The following is a 16,116-nucleotide window of genomic DNA, read 5'->3' on the forward strand; positions in this document are numbered from 1 at the left end:
TGACGGCCCGATTCGGCGGTTTCGAGACCCGATTGGGCCTATGCTGTGTGCGATGTGCAACAGATGACCGAAAAAGGACGCGAAGCGCTGGAAAATTCCGGCGAGAGCATGATATGGGCGAAGGCAAGCAGAGGTTTGCCCATCAATGGTCGCGAGTCGCACAGTCTTGGGAGGAATAGGCGCAGCTATCGCTGTCGCCGGCCTCGTGCTGTCGCCCGCGATCGTCGCCGCCCGCGAAACCGCAGAAAATGGCTCAATGCCGCGGGTTTCGTTGAGCGCGCGTGGCGGCGTCGGCTCCTTCACGCCGGCTGCCGCAGACCCCAAACTGGCCGCCTTGCTCGCCCGGACCTCGCTGTCGGGCGCGAGCTTCCGATTCACGCCCTCGGGCGAATCGGGCAAGACGCGTCAGGTCACCGTCGCCGTTCGCGCCCGCAGCGTGACGCTGGGAATGAGCTCCGCGCTCACCCTGCGCACCGACGAGCCGACCGTCGCCTCGCTGGGCGTGACGCCGTCCGCCTATAATCTCGGCGCCTCGATCGGCTGGAAGCGTTTCGCGCTTTCGGGCGATGTCGCGCGGATCGATACCGGACTGGTGCCGGGTGGCCGCGAGTTCATCAGCGCCGGCGCCAGCTATGTCGCACCCAAATGGGTCGGCCGGGTGCAGGTCGACGCCGATCGCAGCATCGGCGTTCAGCCGCGCATGATCACGCCCGAGAAGAGCTATTCGCTCGACGTCGGCGGCAGCTATCGCCTAACCCGCAACCTGGATGTCACCGCGGGCGTGCGTTACCGGATGGAAGAGCGTGATCGGCTTCAGCCGCTCGCCGACAATCGCCGCGACAGCCAGGCTGTCTATCTCGGTACCGCCTTCCGCTTCTGACGCCGGGCCCGATTCGGCCAAAAAACATCGTGATCTTGGATATTCGCGCCGACTGATGGCAGTCGTTCGCTTTACCGAAATGTCATGGGCTTGGTCGGGCGATCAGGTATGTCGCTGGCTCCAGAACGCCAAAGGCCCCCGCTCCGGGGGCGTGGAGCAGGGGCCGACCTGGCGTTCGTCACGCGAGGCTGGATGAGGGCTGCCAACCAGGCAACAGGGGGGAAATCCCGATCGGGTCTGCCCACATCCGCAGCATCATCAATAGCGGCGCGTACCTGTCGCCAGCATGAATGATTTTGTTCAGGGACGGCCGACAGGACGCCGCGGATCGCTCCATTTGAACGCACTGTCGGATACCGGCACGTTGAAACGCTGATCGCTGAGGCGAACCGAGGTGCGATTATTCTGCGAATCCAGCGCCACCCAGCCCTGAAGCATCAATCCGCCGGGCGCCGAGGCGTTGCGCGCGAAGGCCAGGGTCAGCGTGCCGAATTCGGGGCGCTTGGGATCGCGTGCCTCGACCAGCACGATGCGATCGTCGGCGGTCTGCACGATCTTGGCGACGCTGGCGATGTCCTTCTTGGGATTGAGCAGCACGCCCAGCGGCGAATTGCCGACCGGCCAGCGCTGTACCTGGCGGACCTGATAGTCGATCATGGTCAGCGACTTGCCGTCGCCGACAATCAGCAGCGGCACGCCCTTCTCATACTGGAAACGAACCTTGCCTGGCCGCTTCATGGTGAGTTGCCCGGTCAACGCCTTGCCGGCACGATCGGTCTGAACGAAATTGGCGGTCATGCTCTCGACCGCCTGCAGATGCGCGGAGACCTTGTCGAGATCGCCCGGCGCCGCGACGACGGCGGGTGCGGCCAGAGCGGTGACGACCACGGGTGATGCGGCCAGGGCAAAAGCAAGACGACGGCGAAACATCAAATACTCCCGATCGATTCCGGCCCGTGGTGCCCAACCGGCCTTGAATGCGGCGTGAACCCGCCAGGTTCCCTATCCTGGGGTGCAGCCGCCTAAAGGGGACGCCCGTCGGTGTCCATCAGCACGTCGCGACGGCCGACATGATCCGGACGCGAGACGAGGCTTTCCTTCTCCATCCGCTCGATGTGACGGGCGGCGCGGTTGTAGCCGATGCGAAGCTGACGCTGCAGCCAACTCGTCGAGGCCTTCTGGCTTTCGGCGACGAGCTGGACCGCCTTTCGATATTCCTGGTCCTCCGGGCTGTCGTCGCCAGTCGGTGCGCCGTCGAGGGCATAGCCGCCATCTTCGGGTTCTTCGGTGACGGCCTGGATATATTCGGGCGATCCCTGCGCACGCCAGTGATCGGCGACGCGCATCACCTCCTCGTCGGAGACGAAGGGACCGTGGACGCGCGCGATCTGCTTGCCGCCCGGCATATAGAGCATGTCACCCTTGCCCAGCAGTTGCTCTGCGCCCTGTTCACCCAGAATGGTGCGCGAATCGATCTTGGAAGTGACGGCAAAGCTGATCCGGGTCGGCAGGTTGGCCTTGATCACGCCGGTGATGACGTCGACCGACGGGCGCTGCGTCGCCATGATCAGGTGGATGCCGGCTGCGCGTGCCTTCTGCGCCAGCCGCTGGATGAGGAATTCGACTTCCTTGCCCGCGGTGATCATCAGGTCGGCCAACTCGTCGACGATGACGACGATCTGAGGCAGCGGCTGATAGTCGAGCTGCTCTTCCTCGTAGATCGGCTGGCCGGTTTCCGAATCATATCCGGTCTGGACGCGCCGGCCGAGCCTTTGCCCTTTCGACCGCGCGGTACGCACCTTGTCGTTGAAGCCGGCAAGGCCGCGCACGCCGACCGACGCCATCATCCGATAGCGTTCCTCCATCTGTTCGACCGCCCATTTGAGCGCGCGCACCGCCTTGGCCGGATCGGTGACGACAGGGGACAACAGATGCGGGATCCCCTCATAAGTCGACAATTCCAGATGCTTGGGATCGATCATGATCATCCGGCACTGATCCGGGCTCAACCGGTAAAGCAGCGACAGGATCATGCAGTTGAGGCCGACCGACTTGCCCGATCCGGTGGTGCCCGCGACCAGCAGGTGCGGCATCGGCGCGAGATCGGCGACGACGGGGTCACCCGCGATGTTCTTGCCCAGGATCAGCGAAAGCTGCGCCGTCTGGTCCTGGAAGCTGGACGAGGTGATCAGCTCGTGCAGCGAAACCGATTCGCGATTCTTGTTGGGCAGTTCGATGCCGATCACGTTGCGACCCGGAATGGTCGCGACGCGCGCCGACAGCGCGGACATGTTGCGCGCGATGTCGTCGGCGAGCTGGATGACGCGGCTCGCCTTGATGCCGGCGGCGGGCTCCAGTTCGTACATGGTCACGACCGGACCGGGCCGAACCTCGACGATCTGGCCCTTGACGTGGAAATCGTCCAGCACGGTCTCGAGCAAGCGCGCATTGCGCTCCAGCGCGGCCTTGTCGAGCACGATGCCGGTCGAGGGCGGCGCCGGCGTCAACAGGTCTCCGCTCGGCAGCTTGTAGCGGTCGCGCAGGTCGAACGAGGCCTGGACAGGCGGTTGCGGCGCTTTTTCGGGTTCGGGCGGCGGGCGCTTGCCGGGCAGCGAGATGATCGGCGGACGACGCTCCTCGGCGGTCTGCACCTTGCGCGGTTCCGGCTTGCGGACGGGCTCGCGGACAAGCACCTCGGCATCGCCGTCATCTTCGGCATAACCCTCTTCGCCGGGATCGCGACGACGGAACAACCAGGCACGCTCCTCATCGTCCAGCCCCAGGCTGCGCGCCCAGATGACGATGCCGGCCAGCGCGAAGGCAAGGCCGGCCGCGAAACGCACCCAGCCCTGCGCGGTCTCGTCGGGAATGAAGCCCAATGCCCATTCGGTGGCATTGGCGCCGGCAAGACCGAGCGCGCCGCCGAAGCTGCCGGGCAGATAGGGAACCGCGTCGGCCCGGAAAAGCGCGAGCGCGACGGCGGCAAGGACAACACCGAAAAGCGCGCGCAGCAGCATCGACCGCCACTCACCAACCGGAACGCCACGCCATAGACGCGTCGCGAGGATCACGGGCAGGGGCACGACGAGAACCACGGCGGGGCCGAAGATCCACAGCAGCAGGTCAGACGTCCAGGCACCGACGCCGCCGACCAGGTTGCGTGCCGGCCCGCCAGCGGCGGTCATCATCGAGGGATCGCTGGGCCGATAGCTCGCCAGCGCCAGCACGAGCAGCAGCGCGAGCAGCCCGAGCGCCAGCGCGCCCGCCAGCGCGCTGCTGCGCACGGCGCCACGCTTCATCGTCTCCCGCCAAATCGGCACGGACTTGGTCCCGCCTCGGCTCGCCATGCGACCCCCTACGCCGCGGAACGGTCTTGTCCCGCGACGGCACAATGCCTTTTTGCGGGACTCTGCGTCAAGAGTCCCGCAATTTCGCCGAATCTTCGACGGGCTTTTGCGCAATCGGCGAAGGGGGTAGGAGAGCGGCATGGACACCCAAATTCTCCGCAGCGCGCCCCTCCGCAGCGACGTGATCATCCTGGGCGGCGGGCTGGTCGGCCTGACGCTCGCCATCGCGCTCGACGCCCATGGCCTGACCAGCGCGGTGATCGATCCACTCGATCCGTCCACGCAGCTCGCACCTGGCTTCGACGGGCGCGCCTCCGCGGTTTCGAGCGCGAGCTGGCGTCTGCTCGAAGCGATCGGCGTGGGCGAGAAGTTGACGGGTCAAGGCTGCCCGATCCGGGAAATCCGCGTCGCTGACGGCCTGGCCCCTGGCGGCCTCGATTTCGTGCCCGGCGAGGATGACGAGCCGCTGGGCGTCATGTTCGAGAATCGCGGGCTGCGCCGCGCGCTTCACCAATGCGCGGCGGACGCAGCCGGCGTAACGCTTCATGCGCCATCGCGGGCGGCGCATGTCGAACGCGGCCCGCATGGCGTGACCGTCCGGCTCGAAGACGGGCGGCTGCTCGCGGCGCCGCTGCTGGTGGCGGCCGAAGGCCGCAATTCGCCGACGCGCGAGGCGGCAGGAATCAATGTCGCGCGCTGGCAATATGATCATGTCGCGATCGTCTCCGCCTTCGACCACGAACGGCCGCACGACAATGTCGCCTATGAGATCTTCTATCCCGCCGGCCCCTTCGCGCTGCTGCCGATGCTGTCGGCCACGGAAGGTTTGGGGCGTTCGGCGATCGTCTGGTCGGTCACGCGCAAGGACGCGGCAGGCATGCTCAAACTGTCCGACCGCGCCTTCCTGGCCGAAGCGGAAAAGAAGATGGGTGGGCTACTCGGCAAACTCTCCCCCGCCGCGCCGCGCTCAAGCTATCCGCTGGGCTTCCACCACGCCGCGCATATCGTCGGCGATCGGCTGGCGCTGATCGGCGACGCGGCACACGGCATCCACCCGATCGCCGGCCAGGGCCTCAATCTGGGTTTTCGCGACGCGGCGGCACTGGCGGAGGTGATCGTCACCGGCGCGCGGCTGGGCCTCGACCTGGGCGATGCGCAATTGCTCGCCCGCTACGAACGCTGGCGCAGCCTCGACACATTCATGGTCGCGGCATCGACCGACGGCCTGACCCGGCTGTTCGGCGTGAACGGCCGCACGGCTTCGGCGATCCGCCGCTTCGGGCTGGGCGCGGTTCAGCGGATTCCTCCGCTCAAGGCGCGCTTCATGGCCGAAGCGCGCGGCGAATCCGGCGATCTGCCGAAGCTGCTGCAGGGGATGATGGTCTAGCTTTGCACCCGGAGATCGACCGAAGCACCGATCCCCGAACGTAAATGGGGGCTGGCATCGCTGCCAGCCCCCACTGCGCCGAGCTTTACGAATATCTCAGCCTTGCGGCGATCCATTCTCGCTCAGGCGTCGGTGCTTTCCACCCCTTGGCCGAAGCCTCCGGGTCGTTCACCGGCTCCTTCTTGGGGTGTCGCGCCGCCTCCACTTGCGTTTCGGCTCGTTTACACCGCTTCCGGCGCCTGCCATCTGCTTCCGTCCAGCCATTTTCCGAAGAAAATCCTGTTCTTTCACAGCGGCTTGCGGTTGATCGAGGCTTCCTTGGTTTCCCGCGGAACTCTCTCTTCCACGTCACAAAGCTGTCACGAAAACCGAGTCGCACCAAGCGCAAAATCGGCCATTCCGCCTGTGGATAACGGGGAAAACGGGGATAAGCTGGCGACATGCCGAAAGCCGGATCGGCACATGGCGATTCGCATCACAACGCAGCGCGATTAGCCGATTCCATGACCGGCGCAACCGGGTGATTTCGCAAACGGGGCACAGACGAAATGGGGGCCGGCATCGCTGCCAGCCCCCACGCTGCCGAAACCGACATCTCCGGCCCGACGACCGATCGTCCGCGTCTCGGCGATGTGGCGCCCCTGCCCGAAAGCGGAGATCGCCGTTTGGCTCCATCCTCAAATCGCGTTCCGCACGCACTCTCGTGCTTGCATCCCGACGCCTGATCCGTCGCCCGACCGCTGTTTCCAGCCTCAGATCCCTAAGGAAAATCAGCATCCACAGCGCCCTGCGGGTGAGGAGGCTCCGTCCGTTGCCGTCCGAACTCTCTCGTCCGCAGACACAAGCTTTCATGGTTCAGTGAGTCGCGCAAAGCGTTTCCCGCTGTGGATAACGGGGAAATCGGGGAGAAATAATGCGCGTCAATCGACACTGATATCGCCCTTCATCCCGAAGCCGCTGTGCAACAGATGCGAGCAATGGACATGATAGCCACCTTTTCCGGGTACCAGCGTCACATCGGCGCTGGCCCCCTTTGCCAGTTCAACCCTACCGCGCGTCACCGCTCCGGCGCTCGTGGGATCGATCCGTGCCGCGGCGAAAAATTCGGGCGCATCGAAATTATGCCCGCCAGAGCCCCGATTGACGAAATGGAGCGTCACCGGCTGGCCGGCCTTCAGGTGCAGCGATGCCGGCGTGAAGCTGAAGTCAGCGAGGATGATCTCCGTACGGGCCGGCGTTTGAGCCGAAAGCGATACGGGGGCGATCAGGGCGGCGAGGACGAGAGTGCGAATCGAACGCATGACAGGTCTCCTTGCCGGCGCGATTCAGCACCTGCGCGGATGTACATGCGCTGAAGGCGATCAGGCCTGCCCAGGCGACCAACCCGGAGCCGCAAGATCGAAGCCCGAAAATTCGAAACCCGGCGTCACCGTACAACTCACCAGCGCCCAGCCCCGGTCCGCCTCGGCCGCCTGCCACGCATGGGCGGGCACAATCCCCTGGGGCTGCTCCCCGTCAAGCACATCGCCGCCCAGCCTGATCTCTCGAACGGGACCGGTCTCGTCCTCCGCGATCGACAGGATCAGCGGGCTTCCGGCATGCCATAGCCAGATTTCGGTGGCATCCACGCGATGCCAATGCGATCTCTGGCCCGCTTCCAGCAGGAAATGGATTGCCGTGCCCGCCGCACGCACGCCAGCCGGCGCGCCGGCGCGCCAGGTTTCACGAAACCAGCCGCCTTCGGGGTGCGGCTCCAGCGCGAGCCGTTCGATGATCCGGCGAGCGACATCGTCCATGTCATGATCCTCAAAAAAGAACTGCATCGATTCAACGCGTTACGTTGTTGTATGAGGTTCATGCAACCGGCGCGATACTCTCCACGTTTTCAATGCGTCATTGATCGAAATCAAAGGGAAATTGTCATGCGTACTCTCATGCTCGCCATTGGTGCCGCCTCGCTTGCGGTTCCCGCCAGCTTTGTCGTGCCGACCGACGGCGCGTCCGCGAAGAAGCGTCACTACAGCTATCGCGAATGGCGTGGTCGCGACGGCCGCATGTATTGCCGCAAGTCCAACGGCACGACCGGCCTGATCGTCGGCGGCGTCGGCGGCGCCCTGGTCGGCCGTGCAATCGACACGCGCGGCGATCGCGCGACGGGCACGATCCTCGGCGCCGCCGCTGGCGCGCTGATCGGAAAGGAAGTCGACAGCAAGCGTCGCTGCCGCTGAGCTGGATCACCAGCGCAACAAGAAGGCGCGCTTCGGCGCGCCTTTTTTGCGGGCCGAGTGCCGATCGTCCAGAAATCGGGTGCACGACACCATCGCATGCGCGCACCGGTTCCATCGCCGCGCCATTCGCTCTAACGCGAAGCCATGTCACTGCCCGCCATATTGAACGCCGTAGTCCAAACGCCCGACGGACTGTCCTTCGAGATCCCGACGCCCTGGCTGCAGGGCCGCACCAGTTATGGCGGCCTTTCGAGCGCGCTCGCTCTGCAAGCGGCACAGCGACTGGTGCCGGATCTGCCGCCGCTCCGCACCGCACAGATCTCGTTCGTCGGGCCACTGTCGGGTGACGTGACGGCAAAGGCGACATTGTTGCGCCGCGGCCGGACCGCCGCGTTCGTCCGCGCCGATGTGATCAGCGAGGCCGGGCTGGGGCTGGCCGCGACCTTCGTGTTCACGCATGATCAATTCTCGCATATCGATCATGTCGACCTGCCGGCGCCGGTGACGCTGCCTGCACAACCCACGCCCGCCGTCCTTTCAGCGGGCGTCCCCAGCTTCATCGGCAATTTCGACGTCATCGAAATATCCGGCGCACCGAACGAATGGACGCGCTGGGTGCGATTGAAGGATCGCCAGGGGCTGGACGCTATGACCGAGATCATCGCTGTGGGCGACGCGCTTCCGCCCGCCGCGCTCAGGCTGGCGAAGACGTTCGGGCCACTCAGTTCGATGACCTGGCTGGTCAACCTGCTGACTCCCGAACCAAAGACGCGCGATGGCTGGTGGCTCATGCGTTCAACCACCGAATTTGCGCGCAACGGCTGTTCCAGCCAGGGCATGGCGATCTGGAACGCCGATGGCGTACCGATCGCGAGCGGCATGCAGAGCGTGGCGCTGTTCATGTGATCCGCCGTGCCGCAGCGGCGGCACCCACTCTGTTCAGCGGCTCTGCGGCGTGAATTCAGCGACCAGATCGTAGCGGTCGCCGGGGAAAGTCTGGCGCACCCAGGTGATCGCGGCGCCCATCCGCCAGGTCCAGCGCTCGAGCTGGAGGCATGCGGTGCCCGGCGCGATGCCGAGCAAATCCGCGATATGCGGTTCGGCGGGTACGGCTGCGATGCGATGACGCGCGTCACTCCATGCGACATGATCAAGCAGCCATGATCCCGGGGCGATCGCGGAGAAATCGACGTCGCGCGCATCGGGCACCGCCGCCAGTGCGATCAGGCGCGATTCATGACCGAACGGTTCCCCGGCGGCGTGATGCACACCTTCAAGCGCGATCACCTCGCCAACGCTGTCGAGCGGATCGGCGGCCTGACGCTTGCGAACGCGGCGCCCCGCCAGCGCGAAACGATACACGTCGCCACGCGCCGCGATCACCTGACCGATATCGGGCACGTCGAGCACAGGCGACTGGATGTGCGGATGCGCAACGAACGATCCGGCGCGACGGCGGCGCTCGATCAGGCCGGCCCGGCTGAGCGCGGTCAGCGCCTTGCTGACGGTCGCGCGCGCGCAGCCGTAGTCGGCGACCAGTTCATGCTCGAAGGGAATGCGATCACCCGGCTTCAATTCGCCTGACCGGATCCTGTCCTCGATATCGCTTCTGATCCGCTGGTCGAGCGTCACGACAATATCCGCGCCAGTGTTTTCCGATAGCGCGCCGCGATCGCACCCGACGCGACATGGCGACCGCCAACGACCTGGCGCTGCCCCGCGCGCCAGACACAATCGATCGCGCCGGCCCGGCCCGAGAAGATCCAACTGTCGAGCAACGCGTCCCCCTTGCGATCAGCCAGCGACACATGACCGGCGGATAGCGAGACGATATCGGCGGATGCACCCGGGCGAATGCCGCCAACGACGCCGAGCGCCCTGGCGCCGCCCTCCAGCGTCGCGTCGAACAGTCGCCGGCCGGTCGAACGATCCGTCTCGGCAAGCATGTTGCGGCCGCGATGGGCAAGGCGCTGGCTATATTCAATCGCGCGCAATTCTTCGGCCGCGCCGATCAGGATGTTCGAATCGGTGCCCGTCCCGATCCGCCCGCCCGCCGCCAGATAGCGCAGCGCGGGGAAGATGCCGTCGCCCAGATTGGCCTCGGTCACCGGGCAGAGCCCCGCCACCGCGCCGCTCGCCGCGAGGCCATCCGCCTCGGCATCGGTCAAATGCGTGGCATGGACCAGGCACCAGCGAGAATCGACATCGGCATTGGCGAGCAGCCATTCGACCGGACGCGCGCCGGAAAAGGCGATGCTCGCTTCCACCTCGCCCGTCTGTTCGGCGGCATGGATATGGACGGGGCCGGCGGGAGACATGGCGAGTAGAGCCGCCAATTCCTCGCCCGTTACGGCGCGCAGGCTGTGCGGCGCGATTCCGCACAGCGCATCGCCGCCGATCAGCTTCGCCGAGGCGTCGAGCAGGGTCGCGAAACCGTCGAGGTCGCTCAGGAAGCGCCGCTGGCCGGGTTTTGGCGGCAGGCCGCCGAAATCGCTGTGCGCGTAGAAGACGGGCAGCAAGGTCAGTCCAATCCCCGTCGCATCCGACGCGGCGACGATACGCGCCGCCATCTCGGCGGGATCGGCATAACGCGCACCGTTGGGATCATTGTGGAGATAATGGAACTCACCGACACGCGTATATCCGCCCTCCAGCATCTCGGCAAAGGCCAGCGCGGTGATCGCCTCCACATCGTCGGGCGAAAGCCGGTCGAGGAAGCGGTACATCACCTCGCGCCAGCTCCAGAAATTATCGTCGGCGCGGCCCGTGCCGCGATGCTCGGACAGGCCCGCCATGCCGCGCTGAAAGCCGTGGCTGTGGACGTTGCACAAGCCGGGAACGCCGATCGCGTGACGCTCGTCACTGGGCTTCGGATCGGCCTGCACGACAGTGGCGATCACCCCACCCGCCATGGTGACGCGGACACGCTCCATCCAGCCGGTGGGAAGCAGGGCGGTTTCGAACCAGAGTGTCTTCATACGAATATGACTAGACATATTCATCGGATTGATCAAGTTTAAGCGCATGGTGATTCAAGCGGACCGTGTCTGGACCAATGCCCGGCTGGCGACGATGGTGGCGTCGGAGGCCGGCGGCGCGCTGGGCGCCGTCCCAGCGGGCATGATCGCATGCCGCGACGGGCGGATCGTCCATGCCGGCCCGCCGGTGGCGGTCGAGGCGGCGGAGACGATCGATTGCGCCGGTCGCTGGATCACGCCGGGGCTGATCGATTGCCACACCCATCTCGTTCATGGCGGGGACCGCGCGCACGAATTCGAGTTGCGGCTGGCCGGCGCATCCTATGAAGAGATCGCGCGCAGCGGCGGCGGCATCGTCTCGACCATGGCGGCGACGCGCGCCGCCGGGCGCGACGGGCTGGTCGCCCAGGCGCTGCCGCGGCTCGACGCGCTGATCGCCGAAGGGGCAACCACGATCGAGATCAAGTCGGGCTATGGCCTGTCGCTCGACGCCGAACTCGACATGCTCCACGCGGCCCGCGCATTGGGCCGGGAGCGCGACGTGCGCGTCGTCACCAGCTTCCTGGGCGCGCACGCCCTGCCCCCTGAATTCGCCGGCGACGCCGATGGCTATATCGATCTTATCGCCGACGAGATGATCCCCGCCGTCGCGGCGCGGGGGCTGGCCGACGCGGTCGACGGCTTCTGCGAGACGATCGGCTTCACGCCCGAACAGATAAGCCGCGTGTTCGAAGCGGCGCGCGATCACGACCTGCCGGTCAAGCTCCATGCCGAGCAATTGTCGAACAGCCATGGCGCGGCGCTGGCGGCCGGATTTGGTGCTCTGTCCGCCGATCACCTCGAGCATCTCGACGAGGCCGGCATCGCGGCGATGGCACAGGCAGGCACGGTCGCGGTGCTGTTGCCCGGCGCTTATTATTTCACGCGCGAGACGCGGCTTCCCCCGATCGCTGCCCTGCGCGCTGCGGGCGTGCCAATGGCGATCGCGACAGACTGCAATCCCGGCACGTCGCCGATGACCTCGCTGCTGCTGGCGATGAACATGGCGGCGACGCTGTTCCGCCTGACCGTCGACGAATGCCTCGCCGGCGTCACCCGCGAAGCCGCGCGCGCGTTGGGCCTGCAGGCGGAGATCGGCACGCTCGAGCCCGGCAAGTCCTGCGATCTGGCGATCTGGGACATCGGGCGCCCGGCGGAGCTTGTCTACCGTATGGGTGCCAACCCCCTTCATGACCGTGTGAGAAAAGGCGAATGATGCTGACCGTTGTTCCTGGCCAGGTGCCGCTTTCCGACTGGCGCGCGATCTATCGCGGCGCGATGCCGTCGATCGATCCCGGTGCCCATGAAGCGATCGCGGCGAGTGCCGCCGCGGTTGAGCGCATCCTGGCGCGGCACGAGCCCGTCTATGGCATCAACACCGGCTTCGGAAAACTCGCCAGCGTCAAGATCGGCGACGCCGATCTCGAAACGCTCCAGCGCAATATCGTGCTCAGCCATGCCGCCGGCGTGGGCGCGCCGATGCCGAAGCCCGTTGCCCGATTGATGATGGCGCTGAAGCTCGCGAGTCTCGCGCAGGGCGCATCCGGCGTGCGGCCGGCGACGATCGCCCTCCTAGAAGCGATGCTGGCGAAGGATCTGGTGCCTGTCATCCCGGCCCAGGGATCGGTGGGTGCATCGGGCGACCTCGCACCGCTCGCGCATCTGGCGGCGGCGATGATCGGCGTCGGTGAGATCGACGGCAAACCCGCCGCGCAGGCGCTGAAGGATGCCGGGCTGGCGCCGCTGGTGCTTGGCCCCAAGGAAGGGCTGGCGCTGCTCAACGGCACGCAATTCTCGTGCGCCTATGCGCTGGCGGGACTGTTCGAGGCCGAACGCCTGTTCCAGACGGCATTGGTGACCGGCGCGTTGTCGACGGAAGCCGCGAAAGGATCGGACACGCCGTTCGATCCGCGCATCCACGCGGTGCGCCGCCATCGCGGCCAGATCGAGACGGCGGCGGCGCTGCGCACGCTGATGGCGGGCTCCGCGATCCGCGCCAGCCATGCCGAAGGCGACGAGCGCGTGCAGGATCCCTATTGCCTGCGCTGCCAGCCCCAGGTGATGGGTGCGGTGCTCGACCTGCTGCGTCAGGCGGCGGCGACGCTGGGCACCGAAGCCAATGGTGTTTCGGACAATCCCTTGATCTTCGCAGAGAATGACGAGGCGTTGTCTGGCGGCAATTTCCACGCCGAGCCCGTGGCCTTCGCCGCCGACATGATCGCGCTGGCACTGTGCGAGATCGGATCGATCGCCGAGCGCCGGATCGCGATGCTCGTCGATCCGGCATTGTCGGGCCTGCCCGCTTTCCTGACCCCGCGCCCCGGCCTCAATTCGGGCTTCATGATCCCGCAGGTGACAGCGGCTGCGCTCGTTTCGGAAAACAAGCAGCGCGCCTATCCCGCCAGCGTCGATTCGATCCCGACCTCCGCCAATCAGGAAGATCATGTCTCGATGGCCGCGCATGGCGGCCGCCGCCTGATGGGAATGGCGGAGAATCTCGCGAACATCCTGGGCATCGAATATCTGGCGGCGGCACAGGGCTGTGACTTCCATGCGCCGCTGGCATCGAGCGGCACGCTCGAATCGGCGCGGACCCTGCTGCGCGCGGAAGTGCCGACGCTCGACCAGGATCGGCATTTCCACCCCGACATGGTCGCCGCCACCACGCTGGTGACACATGGCGAGGTCGCGGCGCTGGCCGCGTTGCCGACGCTCTGCGCATGACCGACTGGCTCAGCGTCGATCGCGGCAGCGCGCCGCTGATCGTCAGCATGCCGCACATCGGCACCTGGATTCCGGATGAGATCGCGACCGATCTTGCTTCGGCCGAACTCGCGGTGCGCGATGCCGACTTCCATGTCGATCGGCTCTACGGCTTCGCGACGTCAATCGGCGCAACGGTGGTCCGCACATCGGTCTCGCGCACCGTGATCGACGTCAATCGCGACCCTTCGGGTGCGTCGCTCTATCCGGGCCAGGCGACGACAGGGCTTTGCCCGGTCGAGACGTTCGACGGCGAACCGCTTTATCGCGATGGCGAAGCGCCCGGCGATGCCGAGATCGCGCGCCGCCGCGCCGCCTATTTCGATCCCTATCACGCCGCGCTCGCCACCGAGATCGATCGCCTGCGCGGCCTGCACCCCCGCATCGTCCTGTACGACGCGCATTCGATCCGCAGCCATGTGCCGCGCCTGTTCGAGGGTGAGCTGCCCCAGTTCAATATCGGCACCGATGGCGGCGCGACCTGCGATAGCGCGCTCACGGCGGCGGTCGAAACGGCGTGCGACGCGAGTGGGCTCAGCCGCGTCACCAACGGGCGGTTTCGCGGCGGCTGGATCACCCGCCATTATGGCGATCCGGCGCGCGGCGTCCACGCGATCCAGATGGAACTCGCGATGCGCGGCTATCTCGACGAGCGCGGGACTTGGCCGCCGCTCTGGGACGAGAGCGCCGCCGAGCCGCTGCAAGCGACGCTTCGCCATATCATCAATTCATGCCTCGACTTTGCCAGGGAAGACCAATGACCCGTATCGACAACAGCCGTACGATCGAATCGCCGCGCGGCACCGCGCTCAACGCGAAAAGCTGGCTCACCGAAGCCCCGCTTCGCATGCTGATGAACAATCTTGATCCCGAAGTGGCAGAGAATCCGCATGAACTGGTCGTCTATGGCGGCATCGGCCGCGCCGCGCGCGACTGGGAAAGCTTCGACCGGATCGTCGAGACGCTGAAGCGGCTCGACGACGACCAGACGCTGCTCGTCCAGTCCGGCAAGCCGGTCGGCGTGTTCCGCACCCACGCGGATGCGCCGCGCGTGCTGATCGCCAATTCCAACCTTGTTCCCGCCTGGGCAAACTGGGAGCATTTCAACGCGCTCGATCGCAAGGGGCTGGCGATGTACGGCCAGATGACCGCGGGCTCGTGGATCTATATCGGGTCGCAGGGCATCGTTCAGGGCACCTACGAAACCTTCGTTGAAATGGGTCGCCAGCATTTCGGCGGCGACCTGTCGGGCCGCTGGCTGCTGACCGCCGGGCTTGGCGGCATGGGCGGCGCGCAGCCGCTGGCGGCGGTGATGGCGGGCGCATCATGCCTGGCGATCGAGTGCCAGCCGAGCCGGATCGAGATGCGGCTGAAGACGCGCTATCTCGACCATGCGGCGGATACGATTGACGAAGCGCTGGCGCTGATCGAGAAAGCCTGTGCCGAGAAGCGCGCGATCTCGGTCGGCCTGCTCGGCAATGCCGCCGAGATCCTGCCCGAACTTTATCGCCGCGGCGTGCGGCCCGACATGCTGACCGACCAGACCTCGGCCCATGATCCCGTCAACGGCTATCTGCCGGCGGGCTGGACGCTCGATCGCTGGTTCGAGACGCGCGAGCGCGATCCCCAGGCGGTGACCGCCGCCGCCAGCGCATCGATGGCGGTTCATGTCCAGGCGATGCTCGATTTCCAGGCGGCGGGCGTGCCCACGGTCGACTACGGCAACAATATCCGCCAGGTCGCCAAGGATCAGGGCGTCACGAACGCCTTCGACTTCCCAGGCTTCGTGCCCGCCTATATCCGCCCGCTCTTCTGCCGTGGCATCGGCCCGTTCCGCTGGGCGGCGCTGTCGGGCGATCCCGAGGACATCTATCGCACCGATGCCAAGGTGAAGGAGTTGCTGCCGGACAACACGCATCTCCACCGCTGGCTCGACATGGCGCGCGAGCGCATCCAGTTCCAGGGGCTGCCGGCGCGTATCTGCTGGGTCGGGCTGGGCGACCGGCACAAGCTGGCGCTGGCATTCAACGAGATGGTCCGCACGGGCGAACTCAAGGCACCGATCGTGATCGGGCGCGACCATCTCGATTCGGGTTCGGTCGCGAGCCCTAATCGCGAAACCGAAGCGATGCGCGACGGATCGGACGCGGTGTCCGACTGGCCATTGCTCAACGCGCTGCTCAACACGGCGAGCGGCGCGACCTGGGTGTCGCTGCACCATGGCGGCGGCGTCGGCATGGGCTACTCGCAGCATTCGGGCATGGTGATCGTGTGCGACGGATCGGAGGATGCCGATCGCCGGCTGGCGCGTGTGCTTTGGAATGATCCGGCGACCGGCGTGATGCGCCACGCGGATGCCGGCTATGACATCGCGCTCGATTGCGCGCGCGAACATGGGCTCGACCTGCCCGGTATCCTGGGGTGACTTTGCGTGCCGTTCGGGCTGGAGTCCGAACGGCATCGATCGGGATCCGCGCGACGGCGCATGGATTGT

The 16,116-nt window shown here is 66.2% G+C and carries 14 protein-coding genes; 8 read left to right on the forward strand and 6 right to left on the reverse strand.

The genetic code is table 11. The features are described 5' to 3' along the window. Window positions 1–256 precede the first annotated feature (256 nt). The gene (locus ACODTA_RS16140) at window positions 257–880 is read left to right on the forward strand and encodes a porin (protein ID WP_489066981.1); all 624 of its coding nucleotides are present in this window, start codon (window positions 257–259) and stop codon (window positions 878–880) included. Between the two features lie 300 nt (window positions 881–1,180). Here ACODTA_RS16140 and ACODTA_RS16145 read toward each other — a convergent pair whose 3' ends face one another. Both ACODTA_RS16145 and ACODTA_RS16150 read right to left on the reverse strand, forming a co-directional pair. Then, window positions 1,181–1,810 carry a LolA family protein gene (locus tag ACODTA_RS16145; protein ID WP_489066982.1) on the reverse strand — a complete coding sequence of 210 codons (630 nt, stop codon included), beginning with the start codon at window positions 1,808–1,810 and terminating at the stop codon, window positions 1,181–1,183. Window positions 1,811–1,902: 92 nt separating this feature from the next. Beyond that, window positions 1,903–4,227: an FtsK/SpoIIIE family DNA translocase gene (locus ACODTA_RS16150; RefSeq protein WP_489066983.1), complete on the reverse strand. Its 2,325-nt coding sequence runs from the start codon at window positions 4,225–4,227 to the stop codon at window positions 1,903–1,905. 139 nt (window positions 4,228–4,366) lie between these two features. Here ACODTA_RS16150 and ACODTA_RS16155 point away from each other — a divergent pair, with 139 nt between their 5' ends. Next, window positions 4,367–5,614, forward strand: a complete 1,248-nt coding sequence (locus ACODTA_RS16155; protein ID WP_489066985.1) for an FAD-dependent monooxygenase — start codon at window positions 4,367–4,369, stop codon at window positions 5,612–5,614. Between the two features lie 920 nt (window positions 5,615–6,534). On the opposite strand, the gene ACODTA_RS16160 is transcribed toward ACODTA_RS16155, so the two are convergent. Next, on the reverse strand, window positions 6,535–6,915 hold the full coding sequence (locus tag ACODTA_RS16160) for a cupredoxin domain-containing protein (protein WP_489066986.1): 381 nt from the start codon (window positions 6,913–6,915) through the stop codon (window positions 6,535–6,537). Between the two features lie 60 nt (window positions 6,916–6,975). Continuing rightward, window positions 6,976–7,437 carry a cupin domain-containing protein gene (locus ACODTA_RS16165; RefSeq protein ID WP_489066988.1) on the reverse strand — a complete coding sequence of 154 codons (462 nt, stop codon included), beginning with the start codon at window positions 7,435–7,437 and terminating at the stop codon, window positions 6,976–6,978. A gap of 99 nt (window positions 7,438–7,536) precedes the next feature. Between ACODTA_RS16165 and ACODTA_RS16170 the strand changes: the two genes are divergently transcribed. Together ACODTA_RS16170 and ACODTA_RS16175 are read left to right on the forward strand one after the other, a co-directional pair. Then, window positions 7,537–7,842, forward strand: coding sequence for a glycine zipper 2TM domain-containing protein (locus ACODTA_RS16170; protein WP_489066989.1), 306 nt, complete (start codon window positions 7,537–7,539; stop codon window positions 7,840–7,842). Between the two features lie 144 nt (window positions 7,843–7,986). Beyond that, the gene (locus tag ACODTA_RS16175) at window positions 7,987–8,748 is read left to right on the forward strand and encodes a thioesterase family protein (protein WP_489066990.1); all 762 of its coding nucleotides are present in this window, start codon (window positions 7,987–7,989) and stop codon (window positions 8,746–8,748) included. Window positions 8,749–8,781: 33 nt separating this feature from the next. On the opposite strand, the gene hutC is transcribed toward ACODTA_RS16175, so the two are convergent. Together hutC and ACODTA_RS16185 are read right to left on the reverse strand one after the other, a co-directional pair. After that, window positions 8,782–9,474, reverse strand: coding sequence for a histidine utilization transcriptional repressor HutC (hutC, locus tag ACODTA_RS16180; protein WP_489066991.1), 693 nt, complete (start codon window positions 9,472–9,474; stop codon window positions 8,782–8,784). Beyond that, on the reverse strand, window positions 9,471–10,820 hold the full coding sequence (locus ACODTA_RS16185) for a formimidoylglutamate deiminase (protein WP_489066992.1): 1,350 nt from the start codon (window positions 10,818–10,820) through the stop codon (window positions 9,471–9,473). Before ACODTA_RS16185 ends, hutC begins: the two co-directional genes overlap by 4 nt. A 52-nt stretch (window positions 10,821–10,872) precedes the next feature. Here ACODTA_RS16185 and hutI point away from each other — a divergent pair, with 52 nt between their 5' ends. From hutI to hutU, 4 genes are read left to right on the forward strand one after another with little or no spacing between them, the layout of a single operon-like run. Then, window positions 10,873–12,075 carry an imidazolonepropionase gene (gene hutI / locus ACODTA_RS16190; RefSeq protein WP_489067124.1) on the forward strand — a complete coding sequence of 401 codons (1,203 nt, stop codon included), beginning with the start codon at window positions 10,873–10,875 and terminating at the stop codon, window positions 12,073–12,075. Then, window positions 12,075–13,583, forward strand: coding sequence for a histidine ammonia-lyase (gene hutH, locus ACODTA_RS16195; protein ID WP_489066993.1), 1,509 nt, complete (start codon window positions 12,075–12,077; stop codon window positions 13,581–13,583). Before hutI ends, hutH begins: the two co-directional genes overlap by 1 nt. Further along, the gene (hutG, locus tag ACODTA_RS16200; RefSeq protein ID WP_489066994.1) at window positions 13,580–14,383 is read left to right on the forward strand and encodes an N-formylglutamate deformylase; all 804 of its coding nucleotides are present in this window, start codon (window positions 13,580–13,582) and stop codon (window positions 14,381–14,383) included. Before hutH ends, hutG begins: the two co-directional genes overlap by 4 nt. Then, window positions 14,380–16,047: a urocanate hydratase gene (gene hutU, locus ACODTA_RS16205; protein ID WP_489066995.1), complete on the forward strand. Its 1,668-nt coding sequence runs from the start codon at window positions 14,380–14,382 to the stop codon at window positions 16,045–16,047. The genes hutG and hutU overlap by 4 nt, the downstream gene beginning before the upstream one ends. Window positions 16,048–16,116 lie beyond the last annotated feature (69 nt).

The sequence above is a fragment of the Sphingomonas sp. FG14 genome (genome assembly GCF_057809675.1).

Bases quoted from the DNA above. Each gene is read 5' to 3' on its own strand.
- ACODTA_RS16140 (WP_489066981.1), top strand. From the start codon at position 257: ATGCCGCGGGTTTCGTTGAGCGCGCGTGGCGGCGTCGGCTCCTTCACG.
- ACODTA_RS16145 (WP_489066982.1), bottom strand. From the start codon at position 1,810: ATGTTTCGCCGTCGTCTTGCTTTTGCCCTGGCCGCATCACCCGTGGTC.
- ACODTA_RS16150 (WP_489066983.1), bottom strand. From the start codon at position 4,227: ATGGCGAGCCGAGGCGGGACCAAGTCCGTGCCGATTTGGCGGGAGACG.
- ACODTA_RS16155 (WP_489066985.1), top strand. From the start codon at position 4,367: ATGGACACCCAAATTCTCCGCAGCGCGCCCCTCCGCAGCGACGTGATC.
- ACODTA_RS16160 (WP_489066986.1), bottom strand. From the start codon at position 6,915: ATGCGTTCGATTCGCACTCTCGTCCTCGCCGCCCTGATCGCCCCCGTA.
- ACODTA_RS16165 (WP_489066988.1), bottom strand. From the start codon at position 7,437: ATGCAGTTCTTTTTTGAGGATCATGACATGGACGATGTCGCTCGCCGG.
- ACODTA_RS16170 (WP_489066989.1), top strand. From the start codon at position 7,537: ATGCGTACTCTCATGCTCGCCATTGGTGCCGCCTCGCTTGCGGTTCCC.
- ACODTA_RS16175 (WP_489066990.1), top strand. From the start codon at position 7,987: ATGTCACTGCCCGCCATATTGAACGCCGTAGTCCAAACGCCCGACGGA.
- ACODTA_RS16185 (WP_489066992.1), bottom strand. From the start codon at position 10,820: ATGAAGACACTCTGGTTCGAAACCGCCCTGCTTCCCACCGGCTGGATG.
- hutH (WP_489066993.1), top strand. From the start codon at position 12,075: ATGCTGACCGTTGTTCCTGGCCAGGTGCCGCTTTCCGACTGGCGCGCG.
- hutG (WP_489066994.1), top strand. From the start codon at position 13,580: ATGACCGACTGGCTCAGCGTCGATCGCGGCAGCGCGCCGCTGATCGTC.
- hutU (WP_489066995.1), top strand. From the start codon at position 14,380: ATGACCCGTATCGACAACAGCCGTACGATCGAATCGCCGCGCGGCACC.